Consider the following 18,657-nt stretch of genomic DNA (forward strand, 5'->3'; position numbering starts at 1 on the left):
TCGCGATCTCCGTCGGAATGCTCGCGACGGGCTGGGCCGGCTGGATCGCCGGCACGGCCTTCGGGACGCGTGCCGTCTGGTTCGTGTGGGTCCTCCTCCTGGCCCTGGGCGCCCGGGCCGGCGGCGAGCTCCGGCGGGACGCGTGCCGCCTCTTTCGGCGGCTCGCCGCCCTCGCCCGGTCGGCCCCGCTCCTCTCGGCGGCGTTCCTCGCCGCGGCGCTCCTTCTCGTTCCGACGCTCCTGCTCCCCCTGCTGGACTCGGACGGGATCCGCTACCAGGTCGCCCATCCGAAGCTCTATCTCCTGACCGGCGAAGTCTCGACCTACCGCTGGGACGTGACGGGCTACTTCCCACAGCTCGCGCCGATGCTCTACCTCGTGGCGACGGCGCTCGGCGGAGGAGAGGCCTGCAAGCTCGTCCACGCCGGCTTCGCGCTCCTCTCGGCCGGCGCCCTGGCCCTGATCGTCCATCGCGGGCGGAGAACGCGGGCGGCGGCGGTTGCCGCGGCGCTCCTCGCCTTCGTCGCGCCGGTGGCGGCCGCCCCGGCGTCCGCCGCGTTCGTCGACCACGTCGCCCTCTTCCACGTCCTCGTGGCGGCGCTCCTCGTCGCCGCGCGCGCCCCGTCGACCCTCGCGGGCCTCGCGCTCGGAGCGGCCTTCGCGACGAAGATGACGACGGCACCCTTCATTGCCGGTCTGGCGTTGGCGGCCATCGCGGTCCGGCCCGCCGCGACCCGTCTCCGGGAAGCCGCGCTCCTCGTCGGCGTCCTCGCGGTGACGTACCTGCCGTTCGGCGTCCGGAACCTCGTTCTCACGAGAGACCCGTTCTTCCCCATCGGGTACGGGCTCACCGGGATCCCGATCCCGGGGGTGGCGAAGGAGGGGCTGGACTGGGCGGTCTCCTACCGCAAGGAAGCGCACGGGCTCCTCGCGGTCGGGTTCCTCCCGTTCCAGGACGGCTTCGCGTGGGACGACGTCGCCGGTCCGCAGGCGCTCCTCGGTCTCGTCGCGGTCGCCGTCCTCCTGCGCGAGAAGAGGCTCCGCATCCTCCTCCTGCCCGTCCTCTTCTCCCTCGTCGCCGCCTCGTTCTGGCACCCGCCGGCACGCTACTTCCTCCCGCTCTTCGCTGCGCTCGCCGCGTTCCTCGCGGTCGCGCTCTCGAAGGCCGGGCCCCGCGCGCTCACGGCGACGACCCTCGTCATGGCCGGCATCTCGGCCTCGGCCTCGGCGCCGGACCTCCTCGTCGGGTTCTCGGCGTTCGACCACCTCGCCGGTCGCGTGACGGCGGAAGCGGTGAGAACGGGCGGCGATCCCGGGCTACCGTGCGGCCCGGCACGTCAACGCCCTGCCCGGGGGCCGCGTGATGGCGCTCGACTTCCCGGGGCCCTTCTACTTCCAACGGCCGTGGGTCGTCGAGGGTGTCCTCAACGAACCTCCTCTCCGCCTCTGGCTCGCCGAGGGGGCGGACGGCGCCGGTCTCCTCGGGCGCTGCCGCGCGCTGGACGTCACGCACCTCCTCGTCACGCCTGGCTGGGGCGGGGGGACGCCGACGAGCCTCTACCCTCTGGCGCGGAGCCGGGAAGAGGCGGAGGCGGTCGTCGCCTTCCGGTCGAAGCTCAGGCTCGTCGCGACGGTCGACGGGGTCGACATCTTCGAGCTGCCGCCGCGGTGACGGGCGCGGCGAGGACGGAGCGCGCCTCGCCGAGCTTGCGCTCGAAGGCGGCAACGTCGTTGCGCTCGACGAGCGCGCGCCACGAGGCGAGCTCGCGCTCGAGGAGGTCGAAGAGGCCAGGCGTCGCGGGGTTGCGGGCCTGGATCGGAAGCGTCAGGTCGGGCGCCTGGTGGAGGATCGGGGCCGCCAGCTCGCAGAGCCTGCGGAAGCTCGTCGAAGCGAGGCCGTCGAGGCTCTTCACCTTCACCCCCTCGCGCGCGAGGGCCGAGCCGGCGAGGAGGGAGAGGAGGTGGGCGAGGCCGAGCGTCCGGGCGATCCAGGCGTCGTGCGCGCCGATCGGCATCGTCGCCACCTTCAGCCCCTGCCCGGAGAAGAGGCGCGCGGCCGCGCGCGTGGCCGCGGGGACGCCCGCGTCGCAGACGATGAGGTTCTGGCCTTCGAACGAGCGGACGCCCGGCCCGAACATCGGGTGGACCGAGGCGACGGAAAGGCCGCGGCGGGCGGCCTCTGCGTAGAGCGGCAGGAGCGGCCCCTTGACGCTCGCCACGTCGAGGACGAGGCCGGGGGGCGAGAGGGAGAGGAGCTCGGCGAGGACGGCCGGCGTCGCCTCGAGGGAAACGGAGACGACGACGGCGTCGGCGGCCGCGGCGATCTCGAGCGGGACCGAAGGAAAGCCCGGCAGGCGCCTTCCCGGGTCGTGGATCGCGATCGAGTGCCCGGCGTCGCGGAAGGCGCGCGCGAGGAGGCGCCCCATCCTCCCGGCCCCGCCGACGAGGAGGACTCTCTTCCCGCCCGCGCGGCGGACGACGGCGCGTGCGGGCATCGGACTACCGCGCGATGCGCAGGAAGCGTTTGCCGACGCGCACGTACCGCACGGCGCCGCTCTCGAGCGCGAACGGCTCCGCGGGGTTGTCGACCTTCGAGAAGGCGACGCCGTCCTCGGAGAGCGCGACGGCCCCCTCCTTCACCTTCTGCCGCGCGACGGTCTTGCTCGCGGCGAGGCCGAGGGCGACGAGGAGCGAGGCGACGTCGGCGGGCGCGGGGTCGGGGAGCGGTACGGTGTCGGCCTTCACCGGCCCGTCGGCCTTCGCGAAGCGGCGCTCGAACTCGGCCTCGGCGGTGGCGGCGGCTTCGGCGCCGTGGAAGTCGGTGACGAGCTGCCGGGCGAGGTCCATCTTCACCCGCTTGGGGTGCTTCGCCCCGGAGGCGACGGCCGCTTTCAGCGCGTCGATGTCGTGCGGGAATAGGTCCGTCAGGAGGGTCCACCAGGTCCACATCATGTCGTCCGAGACCGACATGACCTTGCCGAAGATCTCGTCGGGCGGCTCGTTGATGCCGACGTGGTTGCCGAGCGACTTCGACATCTTCTCCACGCCGTCGAGGCCGACGAGGAGCGGGGTCGTCATCACGCACTGAGGCGCGAGGCCGTAGCTCCTCATCAGCTCGCGGCCGACGAGGAGGTTGAAGAGCTGGTCGGTGCCGCCCAGCTCGACGTCGGCCTCGAGGGCGACGGAGTCGTACCCCTGGCAGAGCGGGTAGAGGAGCTCGTGGACGGAGATCGGCTGGCCCGCCTTGAAGCGCTTGGAGAAGTCGTCGCGCTCGAGGAGCTGGGCGACGGTGTAGCGCCCGGCGAGGCGGACGAGCCCGTCGGCGCCGAGGGCGCCGAGCCAGCGGGAGTTGAAGTCGACGACGGTCGTCTCCCGGTCGAGGATCTTGAAGACCTGCGCCTTGTAGGTCTCGGCGTTCGCGAGGACCTCGTCCTTCGTCAGCTGCGGCCGGGTCGTCTTCTTGCCGGTCGGATCGCCGATGAGGCCGGTGAAGTCGCCGATGAGGAAGACGACCTCGTGCCCCAGCTCCTGGAAGTGGCGCATCTTCCGGAAGACGACGGTGTGGCCGAGGTGGAGGTCGGGGGCGGAGGGGTCGAAGCCGGTCTTGACGCGGAGCGGCTTGCCGCTCTTGCGGGAGGCTTCCAGCTTCGCGGCGAGCTCGTCCTTCTGGACGCAGGTTTCGACGCCCTTGAGGAGGAGCTCGAGCTGTTCGGGGACGGGGAGGAAGTTCGGCACGGCTGGATTCTAGTGGCGCAGGCCGCCGGCCCGCGACGCGAGGCCCTTTCCGTCCGTAGACTCCCCGAGTGGAGACCGACGACCTGAACCGCCTGATCCGGTCGCTGAACGCCGCCGGGGATGGACCTGGCGCGGAGCCGCCGCTTCTCGAGCACGTCCGCGAAGAGGAGTCTCCCTCCGCCTCGCCGGGCCTGGCTCCGCCCCCTCTTCTCGCCGACGGAGACGTGGCGCCGCGCCTCGCCGCGCTCCTGGCGGAGACGGTCCGCCGCGGCGGAACCGACCTCCTCCTCGTCCCGCGCTCGGTGCCTGTCCTGCGCCTCCACGGCGCCCTGGAGCCGGTGGCCGCGGCGGGCGGCGAGCCGCTCGGCACGTCCGACGCGTTCGACCTCCTCTCCCCGTCGCTCTCGGCCGACCGCCGTCGCCGCTTCGCGGAAGGCGGGGCGGTCGACCTCTCCCTGCGGGTCGGCGCGCTCGGCCGCTTCCGGGTGAATCTCCACCGGACCCGCGGGGGAACGGCGGCCGCGATCCGCGTCCTGCCGAAGAGGATCGCCGCCCTCTCGGACCTCGGCCTCCCCGAGTCGCTCTACGACCTGACGAAGGCGGCGCGCGGTCTCGTCCTCGTCACGGGCGCGACCGGATCCGGAAAGACCACGACCCTCGCCGCCCTCCTCGACCGGATCAACCGGACCTCGCGGCGGCACGTCGTGACGATCGAGGACCCCGTCGAATACGAGCACGCGCACGGGACGTCGATCGTCGAGCAGGTGGAGGTCGGGGTCGACGCCCCGAGCTTCGCCGCGGCGCTCGTCGCCGCGCTGAGACAGGACCCCGACGTGATCCTCGTGGGCGAGATGCGCGACCTCGAGACGACGCGGGCGGCGCTGACGGCCGCCGAGACGGGGCACCTCGTCCTCGCGACGCTCCACACGAACGACGTCCCGCAGACCGTGAACCGGATCACGGACATCTTCCCCGCCGAGCAGCAGGCGACCGTGCGGCAGCAGCTCTCTCTCGCCCTCTCGGCCGTCGTCTGCCAGCAGCTCGTCCCGCGCGCCGACGGGACGGGGCGCGTCGTGGCGACGGAGGTCCTCGTCGCGACCGACTCCGTGCGGGCGCACATCCGCCGGGGGACCTTCCACCAGCTCCACACGGAGCTGACGCTCGGGCGCCGCTTCGGGATGATGACGATGGAAGACTCCCTCGCCCGGCTCGTGAAGGCGGGGGCGATCACCGAGGCCGAGGCGCGCCTGAGGGCCGGGCACGCCGACGATCTCGCGGCGCTGCTCCGGTAGCCCGCCTCACTCTGTGTCGAGGCAGGTCTCGAGGACGCGTGTGGTCTGGCCGGCGCGGACCTCGAAGGCCACCGTCACGGCGCAGCCGCTCGATGCGCTGCTGAGGATGGCCTTGTACGGCCCCGGGGGGAGCGGGAGCTGGGCGGGGAGCGGCAGGGGGCCGGCGACGCGGCGCCCGGAGACGCTCGTGACCTCCTCGAGGACCCCGTCGGGGACGAGCGCGACGAGGAGAAGACCGGGCCGGCCGGAGAGAGCGCGTCGACCGGGGCCGGCCGCGGAGAGCGGGGGAGCGGGCGCGCCCTTCGTGCCGATCCCTCCCGCGGGCGCCTCCGGCGCCGAGACGATGACGTTGACGGCGAAGGCGAGCGCCCCCACGAACGCCGCGATGCCGAAGAGGAGGACGATGCGCCCGAAGAGGAGCTCCCGCGAGAGGAGGCGCGCCGTCGGCTCGAGCGACGGCCCCATGCCGGGTTGCGGCACGTGGGTCCGCGTCGCCTCGGCCTGGGGGAACGGAGCGTCGTCGCCGTTCGTGTGGTGGATCGCCTCCGGGGGCGGTACGTCCCCGAATGGGGAGAGCTCGGCCCGCTTCTCCTCCAGCTCCCGGGCGACCGGACGGACCTCGTCCATCGCCTGCCAGAGGCCGGCGACGACCTCTTCCCAGGAGGAGGGCCGGTCCTCGCGCCGGCGGGCGGTCATCCTCTCGACGAGGTCGACGAGGCCCGGCGCCGGCCCGCCGCGCGCGGGCGGAAGGGAGAGCTTCGGCCACGCGTGGGCGAGGTGGGCGTTGACGATCTCCGGGAGCGAGGGCGCCGCGACGGCGGGCCTGCCGGTGAAGAGCTCCCAGACGGTGAGGCCGAAGGAGTAGACGTCGGCCCGGAAGTCGAGGGTCTGACCCTTCGGGAGCCCGAGCAGCTGCTCGGGCGGGGCGTAGACGAGCTTGCCGAGGAAGGCCCCGTGCTGCGTCAGGCCGGCGGAGTCGGAGGCGAAGAGGTCCTTGGCGACCCCGAAGTCGATGAGCTTCGGGGCGAAGCGCCCGTCCTCGACCGCGACGAGGACGTTGTCGGGGGCGACGTCGCGGTGGACGATCCCGGCCCGCGCCACCGCCGCGAGCGCCTCGGCGACCGGGATCAGGATCGGGACCAGCTCCCAGGCGGGGCGGAGGGCAAAGTGCGAGAGGGGCACGCCCCTCACCAGCTCGAGCGCGAGCCAGCCGTAGCCCTCCAGCGTGACGCCCCAGTCGTGGAGCTTCGGAAGCGCGGTGTGCGAGAGACGGGCGAGAAGGTCGGCCTCCCTCTCGAACCGCTCCTGCGGCCGGAACTCGGGGTCGAGGTCGGCGAGGCTCGTCACCTTGAGCGCGACCTCGAGGCCATCGTCATCCCGCAGGGCACGGAAGACCCCGGAGAGGCCGCCCGTCGCGAGCCGTTCGACGATGGTGTAGCCCGGAACGAGGTGCGGCCGGACGATCACGACGGGCATCTTCTCAGAGGAAGAGGGGGTCCGGCGGGTGCCGGACTCCCTCCTCCCGGTTCAGCGGGGTACCGGAACGGGCGTCGGCGCCGGGACGACCGGCTCGGCGGGCGGCGCGGCGGATTCGCGCCGGAGCTTCTCCATCTCTTCCTGCTGGCGCGCCCGGTCGGCGGCCCGGTCCTTCTCCATCTGCTCGAGCTGCCGCTGGAGCGCCGCCTTGTCGGCCTCGAGAGCGGTCAGGGCCCGCTGCATCCGCCCCTCGAGGTCCCTCCGGCGCGTGTCGGCGTCGGAGAGTCGGCCGCGCAGCTCGCTGACGGCCTGCTGGCTCGCGCCGGCGGTCTTCTCGAGCTCTCCGATCTTCCGGGCCACCTCGGCCGATTCCACGGCGAGGGCGTCGCGCTCCTTCTGCATCTCTTCGACCCGCGTCCCGAGCTCCTTCCTCACGCCCTGGACGCTCTCGTCGGCGGCGCGGGTCACCCTGTCGACGGTCTGCCGGGTCTTCCAGACGTTGAAGCCGAGGGCGAACGCGAGGACGACCAGGGCCGCTGCGGTCAGGACGAGGCCGATCTTCAGCGAACGGGTCGCGCTCTGGATCGTGTCGGCGACGATCTCGCGGACGAAGACGGTCCCCTTCTCGACGAACCCGGCATCTCCCTGCTCCCGGGCTTTCGAGAGGGCGTCCTGGATCATGATCATGACCGTCTTCGGGCCGACGGGCTTTTCACCGGAGGCGGTCAGGACGCTCCGGCCCTTTCTCGAGGCGGTGTCCTCGACCCGCCGCCGGGAGGCGGAGTCGTCGGGACGCCGGGAAGCGCTGTCGTCGAAAACGGCAACCGGCGCGGTCCGGGTGGCCTCCGACGCGAAGTGGCGGACCGTGAAGACCGGCCCCCACGCGCCGAAGCGGACCTCGCCGCCGTCGGCCACGAGGTGGTCGAGCGGGATCTCGCCCTGGGCCGACAGCTCCCGGTCGCCGGCCGACCGGACGCGCAGGCCGCCGCCCTCTTCGGAGATCTCGATCACGCGGCCGCGCGCCCCGCCGTCGGACGGCTGCGACGGGTCGATCCTGAGGTCGACGCCCTCGGCGTCGCCGATTCTCACGAGATCCTTCGGGAAGGAGAACTCGCGGTCCGAGAGGGAACCGGAGACGAAGCGAACGACGATCGACATGCCAGCCTCCACCGCCCCCGGGGCGGAACGACGTGCACCGGATTATCGGTCCGCGAGAGGCCCGCTCAGGCGAGGATCTTCTCGAGGCGCGCGAAGAGGAACTCGAGGGCGACGGCGTTCTCGCCCCCTTCCGGGATGATGAGGTCTGCGTAGCGCTTGGACGGCTCGACGAACTCGAGGTGCATCGGCCGGACGGTCGACTCGTACTGCGCCGCGACGCTCTCCAGCGTCCGTCCCCGCTCGGCGATGTCGCGCCGGATGCGGCGGATGAGGCGGACGTCGGCGTCGGTGTCGACGAAGATCTTCACGTCGAAGAGCTTCCGCAGCTCCGGCTCGGCGTAGATGAGGATGCCGTCGACGAGGACGACCTTGCGGGGCTCCATCCGGCGCGTCTCGGGGGCGCGCCGGTGGGTCTTGAAGTCGTAGACGGGGACCTCGACGGCCGCACCGCCCTTCAGCGCCTTGAGATGCCTCACCAGGAGGTCGGTCTCGAGCGAGTCCGGGTGGTCGAAGTTCTTCTGGTCGAGCATGTCCTTCGGGAGGTCGATCCAGTCGCGGTAGTACCAGTCGTGGGAGAGGATCGCGATGCGGTCCTCTCCCACGCGGTTGCGGATCGCGTTGGCGACGGTCGTCTTGCCGGAGCCCGTTCCTCCGGCGACGCCGATGGCGAGGGGCGACGCCGTCACGCGCGGCTCTCCAGGCGCGAGGGGGAGCCCAGAGCCGCGGACGCGCCGCCCGGCGTCACTTGAAGGCCTCGATCATCTCCTTGGCCGTGGCGGCTTCCTTGCCGTTCGGCTCGAGCCGGAGGTACTCCCCGAGGTGCTTGGTCATGTCGGGGATCTTGTTGAGGTTCACGCACGACATGCCGAGGAGGAAGTGGGCGTTGGCGTACTCGGGCGCCCCCTCGAGGATCTTCCTGAGGATCGGCTCGGCTTCCTTGAACTTCCCCTTGTTGTAGAGGTCGACGGCCTGGTTGTAGAGGATCTCGGGCTTGTCGGGGTTGGCGGAGACGAACATCTTCTCGTACTCGGCCGCCTTCACCTTGTCGCCCTTCGCCTTGTAGGCCTCCATCAGGGGTCCGTACATCGAAGCGTTGTCGGCCTCGAGCGAAAGCGCCTTCTCGCCCCACAGGATGACGAGGTCCCAGTCCTTCTTGGCGGTGGCGACCTTCGTCGCCATGTCGTAGGCGCCGGACTTCGCGGGGCCGAGCTCGATGGCCTTCTTCGCTCCCTCGATCGCGCCGTCCAGGTCGCCCGCCTGGAACTTCTCGACGGCGCCGTTGAAGGCCAGCGTGTACGGGTCGACGACCTCCTTGACGACGCCCTTCTGGACCGCCTGGTCCTGCGTCAGGAGCTCGATGTCGAGCTCGCCCGTCGAGGCGATGGGGACCTTGAACTTCATCTTGCTGACGCTGAGGTACCCCTTCTTCTCGAAGAGGTAGTCGTACGTGAAGGTCGAGTCGTTGAGGATCGTTCCCCACTTCCCTTCCTTGTCGGTCGTCAGGACGACCTTGAACTTGCCGAGCATCTCCGTGGTGATCGACACGGTGACGCCCTCGAGCGGCGCGCCCTTGCCGTCCGTGACCTTCCCCACGATCCGGGCCTGGGGGCCCGCGAGGGCCAGCCCGCTGACGGCGAAGAGAATCGCGATCAGTCCGGCCGAAAGGATCTTCTTCTGGTTCATCTCTACCTCCGGTGGTGGCCGGAGCCACCAACGGGGCATTCTAGCGAAAGCCGTGCCGTTCTTCTCGCCCGGGATTGGCAGGAACGACCTCAGCGGAGGCCGGTCATCGGAATGTAGCTCCCGTCGGAGGTCCGGCTCCCGGGGGCCGCGCCGTCGTTCAGGACCCCGTAGGCGGCGAAATCGGAGCTCCCGGACTCGACGCGGATGCGGGCGTGGCCGTGCGCGAGACCCGCTTCGAGGAGGATTCCCGAGAGCTGCGTCCACCCGCCTCCGGCGAGGACGACCCTTCTCGCGAGTGCCGGAGCGGCACCCGGCGAAGCGTCGGGGAAGATCTCCACGACGTAGGCGACCTCCCGGGGGTCCCCCGTGCGGGCGTCGGCGATCGCGAGGTTGGCGCGCGTCGCGTCGTCCTGCTCGAGGCCCAGGACCCAGCACAGGGTCCGCGCCCGCGCCGCCGCACCGAGGGCGGGGTAGGAGAGCCCGAACGAGCCGCCGACGGCCGGGTCGGGATTCGGGTTCGAGGTGCGGGCCAGCGCGACGGCGCCGCGGACGAGGAGCGTTCCGCCCGCGCTCGCGGGGGCCGCGGGGACGTCGACGCCGAACGCGCCCGCCAGCCACGTCATCACGTCGGGGATCTCGACCTGCCGGCCGGGGCCGAGCGGCACGGTGCCGCCGCCGGAGGCGCCACCGCCCAGGAGCGTCGAAGGCGTGTACGAAACCGTCGCCGTGACGGCCGCCGAAGTCGGGTTCGCGAGGACGAGCTGCGTCGTGAAGGTCGTCGCGCCGGCGGTGGCCCGGAGGACGATCGGCACGAGCCCGTCCGTCGTCCCGGCCGGAAGGGGGCTTCCGTCCGACGTGCCCGCGCCGCTGCCGGAACCGTCGTTGCGGACCCCGTACGCGAGGAAGCGGTTCGTCCCGCCGGTCCTCGTGATGCGCGCCCAGCCCTGGGTGGCGACGCGGGACAGGACACGGTCGAGCTGGCGCCACTCGCCGGGAGCCAGAGCGACGTCGAGCGGCGCGCCCGCGGCCAGGCCCGTGTCTCCGTCGAAGGGCTGGACCGAGAGACGCGCGGGGGAGCCCGGGGCGGATTCGGACGGCGGGACGTCGACGAGGGCGAGGTTCGAGCGCGCGGTGGCGTCCTCCCTCAGCCCGACGACGACGGCCTCCTCCGCCGGGGCGTCGCTCCCCGCGACGGCCGGGAGAAAGAGGCCATAGCTCCCTCCGACGGTCGCGTTCGGGTTCGGCGTGGCGGTGCGCGACCCGGCCCAGGCGAGGGAGGCGTCCTCCACGTCCTCGAACGTGACGCGCAGCGTCCCCACGCTCGCCGGGCCGCTCGCCGGGAGCGGGATGCCGTTCTCGCGCAGCCACGCGACGACATCGTCGACGCGCAGGGACTGCCCGGCCTCGAGCGACTCGCCGACGCGCGGGCCCCCGGCACCGGGCGTCCCCGGCGCGGGGAGGTAGCGGAACGTGAGGCGCGTCGGGGCCGCGCCCCGGTTCACGACGATGAGGTCCGAGGTGTAGTGCGTCGGCGGGACGCCGAAGACGTCGAGGACGACCGGCACCTGGAGCGTGACCGGGTGTGCGGCGCCGGGCGTCACCACCACGCTCCGCGTCGTCGAGGAGGCCCCCGCCGCGTTCGTCGCGGTGAGCGTCACGGGAAACGTCCCGGCGCTCTCGAAGACGTGGCGGGGGCTCCTCTCCGTCGAGGTCCCGCCGTCTCCGAACGACCAGAGCCACGACGACGGCTCTCCCGAGGAGAGGTCGGAGAAGGCCACGCTCTGGCCCGGCGCGGGCAACGCGGGGCGGACGCCGAACGCGGCGACCGGTGGTCCGTCCCCTCCGGGTGGCGGGATCGCGATCGTCCACATGCCCCGGCCGTACGTCGCGGCGACGAGATCGCGGGTGCCGGGACGGAAGGCGAGCGAGGAGACGGTGGTGTTCGGGAGGCCGGCGCTGAAGGAGCTCCAGGAGGCGCCGCCGTTCGTGGAGCGGAAGACGCCGACGTCGGTCGCCGCGAAGAGCTCGCGCGGGTCATCTGGCGCCGGGACGAGGGCCGTCACCGGGACGTCGGGGATCTCGCCCGAGACGTTCGTCCAGCTGAGCCCGGCGTCCGTCGTCACGAAGACGTGTCGCGAGGGAGCGCCCAGGTAGCCGCCGAAGGCGACGTACGCAGAGCGGCCGTCCCCGGACACGGCACGGACGTCGGTGACGACCGCCGCGGGCAGGCCGGCGGTCCTCCGCGCCCACGTCGCCCCGCCGTCCGTCGAGAAGAGAACGTCTCCGCGGGAGCCGCCGACCCAGACGGGGCCGCTCCCGTCGCCGACGACGTCGACGGCCGTGATGACCCCGCTGGCGACGGCCATCTCCGTCGAACGGGGTGCCCACGCGGTCGGGTCCGCGCCGAACGCGCCGTTCGCCCAGAGGCGTTGCGCCCCGAGGAAGACGGTCCCGGGGGCCGCCGGCGCGGCGACGGCGGGCGGGTAGAACGCCATCGGCTCGGCGGGACTGCCGTCCTCCAGCATGAGCGTGGGGCTCGGCGTGACGTCGCGGAAGACCGCGCCGGTCGTCGTCGAGTGGTTCAGGTAGGCGTAGTAGTGGGCCGCCAGGACCTCTGCGGGGGCGTCCTGCCGCACGAGGACGAACCCGCCGTCGCCACCGGTCCGGTCGGTCCAGGAAAGCCCGTCGAGGGTTCTGAGGTTCCCGTTGTCCTGCGTCCCACCCATCAGGAACTCCGGTATCGAGGGATGGAAGGCGACGCCGTTGAACTGGATCAGGCCCAGCGCGTGGTTGAAGCCTTCGAACCTCGCGCCGCCGTCGGTCGTCCGGTAAAGGCCGCCGTCGTTGCCGACCCAGAGGGTGCCGGGAGCGGAGGCGGGGATGGCGAGCGCGTGCTGGTCGGGGTGGATGGAGGCGCCGGGAGCGTAGACCTCGACGAGCGCGTCCCACGTTGCCGCGCCGTCCCTGGACACGTAGAGGCTGACGGTCCCGAGGTAGAGGAGGTCGGGCGTCGTGGGGTGGACGAGGATCGCGTGGTCGTAGCCGCACTGGTTGAAGCCGTCCTTCGGGCACATCTGCGGGTGAACGGTCCTCTTCTCCCACGTGCCGCCCCCGTCGGCGGAGCGGAAGACGCCTCCGGCGGCGTGCGCGTCGTCTCCGTCGAGGACGGAGGCGTAGAGGACCGGCGGGACCGTGGCCGAGATCGTCAGCTTCACCTGCCCCGGCTGCACGGGGATCGGCGCGCCGGGTGCGTCGCGCGTGAGGGAGGGCGACCAGGTGAGGCCGAAGTCGGCCGAGCGCCAGACGCCGCCCGGCGCGGCACAGGAGGCGCAGCCGCCGTCGATGCCGAATGCGGCGAAGACACCGTCCGGGGAGGACGGGTCCTGCACGAGGTCGGACGCCGCGTGGGCGAACGTGCGGGTGAACCTCACGCCGCCGTCCGTCGAGAGATACGTGCCGCCGGGACGCGACCGGCCGGCGGCGACGTCGTGGAAGATGTAGACGGCGACGAGGACCCGCTGCGGGTCGCGCGGGTTCACGAGGACGCGCGAGACGACCGCGTTCTCGGGCAGGTCGACGTCGACGCGGCTCCACGTCTCGCCGCCGTCGACGCTCCGGAGGAGCCCCGCGCCGAGGTAGGTCCCGAGCGAGGACGCGGGATTGCCCTCGAGGTAGGCGCTGTCGGCTTCACCCGTCGCCGCGTAGAGGACCTCGGCGTTCGCCGGGGAGAAGACGATCGCGCTCGTGGCGAGCGACGGTGCGGTGTCGGAGACGGGACGAAAGCTGCGCCCGCCGTCGGACGACTTCCAGATGCCTCCGGTGGCGGCGCCGACGAAGACGACGTCGGCGTTCGAAGGGTGGACGGCGAGCGCGGTGATCCGGCCGGCGACCCTGCCCCACGACGTTCCGGAGCTCGCCCCCCAGGGCCCGAGCGGCCGCCACGCGAGGCCGTCCCCGAGGGCCCGCGCCGTGGGTCCCGCGTCGGAGCGGGTGAAGCCGCCGGCAGGGGGACGCGCGAGAAGAGGATCCGCAGGCACCTCGCACGCCTGCCGGAGCGCCCGCAGTCGGCGGCCCGCCGAGACGGCGCCCTCGGTGTCGCGGCGGAACATCGCCGTCCACTCGGCCCGCGCGCGCGGGAGGTCGCGGCGGCGGGGCGGGCGGTCCCCCTCTTCGGCCGCGAGACCCGCCGTCGCCTGCAGCAGCGCCAGTGAGAGGACCCAGGTGCGCAGGAGGGAATGGCGTGCGAGCGGCAAGAGGAGCTTCCTCGCCGCACGATATCGAACCCGGGGCGCCGTTCATTCGGGATTCCCCGATGCTCTTAGACTCCGCGCATGTGGAAGCGGCTCTTCGGGCGGCACGCCCAGGAAGCTCCGCCCGGCGGAGACGTCGCGCGGGCCGGCTCGGCCCCGGACGGGCGCCTCGGCCCCGAACCGCCCCCGCCGCCGACGCCGAACCGTCCGGGAGTGACGGTCCACGCCGCGTCGGCGGTCGCGGCGATCGAGAGGTCCCCCGCGAGGCCGGGCCCGTCGAGGCTCGGGCCGGCGGCCGCGCCCTTCGATGGCGAGCTCTCGTGGGCGGCGGTCGTCCTCTCGGGAGACGCGCGCGGCGACGTCGTCGTGTCGCCCGGCGGCTCCATCGACCTGCCGCACGGGACGGCCGTGCTCGTGGAAGGCGCGGTCCCGGGCGTACCGGGGGCGCCCCTCTGCATCCCGCGCGACGCGCTCATCGGGCACGGCGTACCGGGCATCACCGGCGCGAGGCTCCTCGCGAGGACGGCGTCGCACGCCGTCCTTCGCCTCGGTCCGCCCCCGGCGGCTCGCTGGGCCGTCGTCGGGCTCCGGAGTGTCGCGGTCTTCACCGGAAAGCTGACGCTCTTCGACGGCGACGAGGGGCGCGACGTGTGGGCCGGCCAGGTCGCCATGGTCGCGGATCCGACGGCGACGCTCCACGTCCAGGCGGGAAACGACGCGGCCGTCGCGATCGCCCTCGCCGACCCCGGGGTCCTCGTGCGTCTCGGGTAGTGCCCGCCGGGTCAGGTCTCCAGCGGCGGTCTCCGGAAGGGGCGGCCGAGGAGAGCGGCGAGGGCGTCCGCGGTCGAGCGAAACGCGAGCTCGAGACCGCCGATCTCCCCGGGAGTGAACCATCCGACCTCGAGCGTCTCGTCGGCCGGATACGGCTCGGGGCTTTCCGGCAGGAGGGTCGCGCGGTAGGCGGCGACGATGACGGGGCGGCCCGGATACGAATAGACGCCGAGGAGCCCGTCGACCCGGGCGATGGCGCCGCATTCCTCGCGCGTCTCGCGCAGGGCCGCGGCCTCGAGCGTCTCTCCCCGGTCGACGTGGCCGCCGGGGAAGACCCACTTGCCGTAGCCGGGCTCGATGGAGCGCCGGACGAGGAGGACCGTTTCGTCGCGGACGATGAGACAGCCCGCCGCGACCTTCGGGTCGATCCAGTGGACTGCGCCGCACGACGCGCAGACGGGGACCGTCCTCTCGTGGTGCGCCCCCACGTGGCGCTCCTCGAGCCGCTGGCCGCACTGGGTGCAGAAGACGGGGCGGGCGTACACCGGGGCGAGCCTACCGCGTTCCACCCGCGAGGACCCTCAGCGACCCGTCCCGCCCCAGCCGCACCGCGCCGAGCCGCTCGGCCGCGAGCGCGGCCGACATCGCGACGGCGAGCGTCCCCTGACCCGGAAACGCGGTGTCGCCGACGATGTGGAGCCCCTCTGCGCCGAGCGTCGGGTCGAGGGCGCGCAGGCCGAAATTTCCTTTCGTCATCCGGACGCCCCCGACGCTTCCTCCGCTCCGCCGCGTGTAGCGCTGGAAGGTCCGCGGCGTCCCCAGGTCTTCGTATGCGACCGCCGAGGAGAGACCCGGCACCTCGCGTTCGAGCGCCTCGCGAAGGAGGAGGCGAGCCCCCTCCTTCTTTCGTCGGTACTCCTCGCCCCGCAGCGGCGCCCACGCGGACGATGCGACGTGCGTCGAGACCGAGAGCGTCTGACCTCCCGGCGGCGCGACGGGGTCGCCCGGAGGCGAGAAGGAGAGGAAGAGCGACGCCGGGTCGCCGGGGTGTCCGTCGAGCCGCGTCGCGACGAGGCGGTGCAGGCGGCGCGGGTCGTCGTTCACGACGCGCGAGAGACCGAGGTTCAGGACGAGCGCGCCCCACCCGTCGCCGAGCCGGGTGCGCTCGCTCTCGGCGCGGTGGAACGGGGCCGCTCCCGGATCGAGGAGCCGCGCCACGTCCCGGACCGGGAGGTTCGGCAGGACCGTTCGAGCCGCGAGCTCCTCGCCCGAGGCCGTCTTCACGGTCCACCCGCCGGAGGCCGGGGTGAGGTGTGTGACGAGCGTCCGGGTCCGGATCTCGCCCCCGGCGCGCTCGACGGCGGACGCGAGAGCGACGGCGAGCGCGCGCATTCCGCCGCGGGCACGCGAGACGCCCCGGCGGAAGAGATCCAGCCCGAGGGCGCCGTTCCACCACGGGGCGTCGGAGGCGGGGGACTGGACGGTGATGAGGAGGGCGAGGTCGAGGAAGGCGCGCAGCGCGGGCTCGTGGGGCGCGCGTTCCCGGACGAGGACGTCCGAGACGGTCATCCCGAACGACGGCAGGAGCGGCAGGAGGCGCGGGGAGAGGAGGCGGAGGTCGCGCAGGGCGTCGCGCGGGGAGAGGAGCGGGAGGACCGGCCAGCTCCGGCTCGTCTCCCAGAGGAGGGACGCGTCCTTCCGGAGCCGACGAAAGAAAGAGGATGCGCCCGGAAAGAGCCGGGCGCTGGATTCCTCCCAGGCGGGAAGATCGCGCCCGTAGAAGAACGAGACGCCCGGGAGGCGGACGTCGACGCCCTCGGCGGGCTCGAGCGAGAGTTCCTCACCCAGCCGGATCCCGAGGGCCCCGGCGACCGTCGCGAGCGGGTCACCGGCGTCGAAGCCGATGAGCGTCGTGGCGCCCGCGTCGAAAGTGAAGCCGCCGGCCTCGTAGTACCCGGCGCAGCCGCCCGGCGTCGCGTGCGCCTCGAGGAGGAGGACCTTCCGGCCGGAACGGGCGAGGAGGCCCGCGGCGACGAGTCCTCCGACGCCGCCGCCGACGACGATCGCCTCCCAGCCTGTGCGCTTCGTCACGTCCTCTCTACGATCCGCGACGTGCGGCGGGTTGGCACGCCTTGACCTGCGTACGGAGCGTGACGAGAATACGCCGCTCGATGGCGTGCCCGGAGGACAAGGGATGAACAGGCACTGGACGCAGGACGAAATCCGCTGGTTGCGCGCCAACTTGGGGAGGATGGATCTTCAGAGCGCCTCCCGCGCGCTCGGGATCCCGCTCGTGGAAGTCGAAAAGGCGGCGCGCGAGATGCAGGCGGAGACGGCCGGGGCGGCGCGAAAGGCGCCGGCGACGCACCGCGAGGCGGCCCGGGACCTCTCCCACGCGCGCAAGCTCTTCGAGAAGGGAATGGAGCACCTCCACAAGAGGGAGATGGACCCGGCGGCCCGCTGCTTCGCCGAGGTCCTCGCGCTCCACCCGGACGAGCACGAGCTCATCGACCGCGCCCGTACGTACCTCGCGGTGGCCGGAAACGGGAAGCGCGACCGGGAGAAACCCCTGCGCGAGCCGGTCGAGATCTACCACGCCGCCGTCTTCGAGAAGAACCGTGGGAACTGCCTGAAGGCGCTCGAGCTCCTCCATTCGGCGAACGGGCACGCGGACCCCGACGGGCGCCTCGCCTACCTCGCCGCGTGCTGCCTCGCGTTGAACGGGCGGCCCGCCGAGGCGGTCGAGCGGCTGCGTGCCGCGATCGAGGCGTCGGCCCAGAACCGGATCCAGGCGCGTCTCGAGGCGGACCTCGCCTCGCTCCGCTCCGAGCCTCACTTCGAGGCCCTCGTCGGGAGGAGTTGACCCGTGCCCGGCCCGGTGACCGTCGTCCTCCTGGCCGCGGGGCGGGGGGTGAGGATGAAGTCCGCCCGGCCGAAGGTGCTCCACGAGGCCGCGGGCCGGCCGCTCATCGACCACGTCGTCGCCGTGGCGCGCACGTTCCTCGGCGGGCGTCCCGGGTCGCGCCTCGTCGTCGTCGTGGGCGCCGGCCGCGAGGAGCTGATCCCGCACCTCGCGCGAACCGCTCCGGACGCCGTCGTCGTCGTCCAGGACCCGCCGCGCGGGACGGGCGACGCCGTCCGCGCCGCGCTCCCGGCGCTCGGCGGCGCCGCGCGCGTCGTCGTCCTTGCCGGAGACGTCCCGCTCCTCTCGGCCGTCGCGCTCGGCCGGCTCGAGCGGGCCCTCGACGCCGACGGCGGAGCGGGAATCGCGGTCCTTACGGCGCGCCTCGGCGACGCGGGCTCCTACGGCCGCGTCGTGCGTGACGGAGACGGCCGCTTCGCGCGCATCGTCGAGGCGAAAGACGCGACGCCGGCGGAACGGGCGCTCGGAGAGATCAACTCGGGCATCTACGCTTTCGAGCGGTCCGTCCTCGAGCGCGAGCTGCCGCGCCTGACCGACGACAACGCGCAGGGGGAGTTCTACCTCACCGACGTCCTCGGCCTCGCGGTCGAGGAGGGGCTCGGCGTCGTGGCGATCCCGGTCGACGACCCGAACGAGGTCCTCGGCGTCAACTCGCGCGCCGAGCTCGCGGAGGTCGACGCGCTCCTGAGACGGCGCGCGGCCCGCCTCGCGATGGCCGCGGGCGCGACGCTGATCCGTCCGGAGACGATCACGCTCGACGAGGGGGTGACGTTCGGGCCCGACGCGGTCGTCGAGCCGTTCGTCACGATCACCGGGGCCACGACGGTCGGAGCCGGCACGCGGATCGGGCAGGGGAGCGTCGTCGCCGCCTCGGCGATCGGCGCCAACGTCACCGTGCGCCCCTACTGCGTCATCGAGAAGGCCGTCGTCGGCGACAGGGCCGTCGTCGGGCCGTTCGCGAGGCTCCGCGAGGGGACCGACCTGGGGCCCGAGGTCCACGTCGGGAACTTCGTCGAGACCAAGAAGGCACGCCTGGCGCGCGGTGCCAAGGCGAACCACCTCACCTACCTCGGCGACTGCTCGGTCGGCGAGGGGACGAACGTCGGCGCGGGTGTCATCACCTGCAACTACGACGGCTTCGGCAAGCACCACACCGGCATCGGGGCCGGCGTCTTCGTCGGCTCCGACGTGCAGCTCGTCGCCCCGGTGACGATCGGCGACGGCGCGCTCATCGGCGCCGGGAGCACGATCACGAAGGACGTCCCGGCGGGGGCCCTCGCCACCTCCCGGGTTGCGCAGAAGACGGTCGAGGGGGCCGGGACGCGGTACCGGGAGCGCAAGCTCGCGGAGAAGGCGAAGAGGGGATAGGC

The 18,657-nt window shown here is 73.0% G+C and carries 15 protein-coding genes; 5 read left to right on the forward strand and 10 right to left on the reverse strand.

Annotated features, from left to right (window positions below):
• The coding region (locus IPN03_07730) for a hypothetical protein (GenBank protein MBK9373613.1) at positions 1 to 1,265 on the reverse strand (1,265 nt) is incomplete at its 3' end.
• Between the two features lie 97 nt (positions 1,266 to 1,362).
• Here IPN03_07730 and IPN03_07735 point away from each other — a divergent pair.
• Positions 1,363 to 1,671, forward strand: a complete 309-nt coding sequence (locus IPN03_07735) for a hypothetical protein (protein ID MBK9373614.1) — start codon at positions 1,363 to 1,365, stop codon at positions 1,669 to 1,671.
• Here the strand turns inward: IPN03_07735 and IPN03_07740 are convergent.
• Both IPN03_07740 and IPN03_07745 read right to left on the reverse strand, forming a co-directional pair.
• On the reverse strand, positions 1,616 to 2,494 hold the full coding sequence (locus IPN03_07740; GenBank protein MBK9373615.1) for a prephenate dehydrogenase: 879 nt from the start codon (positions 2,492 to 2,494) through the stop codon (positions 1,616 to 1,618). The two genes, IPN03_07735 and IPN03_07740, sit on opposite strands and share 56 nt — an antisense overlap.
• Positions 2,495 to 2,498: 4 nt before the next feature.
• The gene (locus tag IPN03_07745; protein MBK9373616.1) at positions 2,499 to 3,734 is read right to left on the reverse strand and encodes a tyrosine--tRNA ligase; all 1,236 of its coding nucleotides are present in this window, start codon (positions 3,732 to 3,734) and stop codon (positions 2,499 to 2,501) included.
• Positions 3,735 to 3,958: 224 nt separating this feature from the next.
• Between IPN03_07745 and IPN03_07750 the strand changes: the two genes are divergently transcribed.
• Entirely contained in the window at positions 3,959 to 5,026 is a 1,068-nt protein-coding gene (locus IPN03_07750) for a PilT/PilU family type 4a pilus ATPase (GenBank protein MBK9373617.1), read from the forward strand.
• Positions 5,027 to 5,032: 6 nt separating this feature from the next.
• On the opposite strand, the gene IPN03_07755 is transcribed toward IPN03_07750, so the two are convergent.
• The 5 genes from IPN03_07755 to IPN03_07775 form a co-directional block, all read right to left on the reverse strand.
• Positions 5,033 to 6,493 (reverse strand): serine/threonine protein kinase, encoded by a 1,461-nt coding sequence (locus IPN03_07755; protein ID MBK9373618.1) that lies wholly within the window; start codon positions 6,491 to 6,493, stop codon positions 5,033 to 5,035.
• 60 nt (positions 6,494 to 6,553) lie between these two features.
• Complete coding sequence (locus tag IPN03_07760) at positions 6,554 to 7,660, reverse strand: hypothetical protein (GenBank protein ID MBK9373619.1); 1,107 nt, start codon at positions 7,658 to 7,660, stop codon at positions 6,554 to 6,556.
• A gap of 65 nt (positions 7,661 to 7,725) precedes the next feature.
• Complete coding sequence (gene udk / locus IPN03_07765) at positions 7,726 to 8,346, reverse strand: uridine kinase (GenBank protein ID MBK9373620.1); 621 nt, start codon at positions 8,344 to 8,346, stop codon at positions 7,726 to 7,728.
• 55 nt (positions 8,347 to 8,401) lie between these two features.
• A complete protein-coding gene (locus IPN03_07770; GenBank protein MBK9373621.1) occupies positions 8,402 to 9,343 on the reverse strand; it encodes a carboxypeptidase regulatory-like domain-containing protein in 942 nt (313 codons plus the stop codon).
• An 89-nt stretch (positions 9,344 to 9,432) separates the two neighbouring features.
• The gene (locus tag IPN03_07775) at positions 9,433 to 13,596 is read right to left on the reverse strand and encodes a PKD domain-containing protein (protein ID MBK9373622.1); all 4,164 of its coding nucleotides are present in this window, start codon (positions 13,594 to 13,596) and stop codon (positions 9,433 to 9,435) included.
• Positions 13,597 to 13,674: 78 nt separating this feature from the next.
• On the opposite strand from IPN03_07775, the gene IPN03_07780 reads away from it, so the two are divergent.
• A complete protein-coding gene (locus tag IPN03_07780) occupies positions 13,675 to 14,364 on the forward strand; it encodes a hypothetical protein (protein MBK9373623.1) in 690 nt (229 codons plus the stop codon).
• 11 nt (positions 14,365 to 14,375) lie between these two features.
• Here the strand turns inward: IPN03_07780 and IPN03_07785 are convergent, their stop codons facing one another.
• Both IPN03_07785 and IPN03_07790 read right to left on the reverse strand, forming a co-directional pair.
• Positions 14,376 to 14,909 carry an NUDIX hydrolase gene (locus IPN03_07785; protein MBK9373624.1) on the reverse strand — a complete coding sequence of 178 codons (534 nt, stop codon included), beginning with the start codon at positions 14,907 to 14,909 and terminating at the stop codon, positions 14,376 to 14,378.
• A gap of 10 nt (positions 14,910 to 14,919) precedes the next feature.
• The gene (locus IPN03_07790; protein ID MBK9373625.1) at positions 14,920 to 16,455 is read right to left on the reverse strand and encodes an FAD-dependent oxidoreductase; all 1,536 of its coding nucleotides are present in this window, start codon (positions 16,453 to 16,455) and stop codon (positions 14,920 to 14,922) included.
• 202 nt (positions 16,456 to 16,657) lie between these two features.
• On the opposite strand from IPN03_07790, the gene IPN03_07795 reads away from it, so the two are divergent.
• The gene (locus IPN03_07795) at positions 16,658 to 17,227 is read left to right on the forward strand and encodes a hypothetical protein (protein MBK9373626.1); all 570 of its coding nucleotides are present in this window, start codon (positions 16,658 to 16,660) and stop codon (positions 17,225 to 17,227) included.
• Positions 17,228 to 17,242: 15 nt separating this feature from the next.
• Complete coding sequence (gene glmU, locus IPN03_07800; GenBank protein ID MBK9373627.1) at positions 17,243 to 18,655, forward strand: bifunctional UDP-N-acetylglucosamine diphosphorylase/glucosamine-1-phosphate N-acetyltransferase GlmU; 1,413 nt, start codon at positions 17,243 to 17,245, stop codon at positions 18,653 to 18,655.
• Positions 18,656 to 18,657 lie beyond the last annotated feature (2 nt).

This window comes from Holophagales bacterium (assembly GCA_016719485.1).
GTDB lineage: Bacteria > Acidobacteriota > Thermoanaerobaculia > UBA5066 > UBA5066 > UBA5066.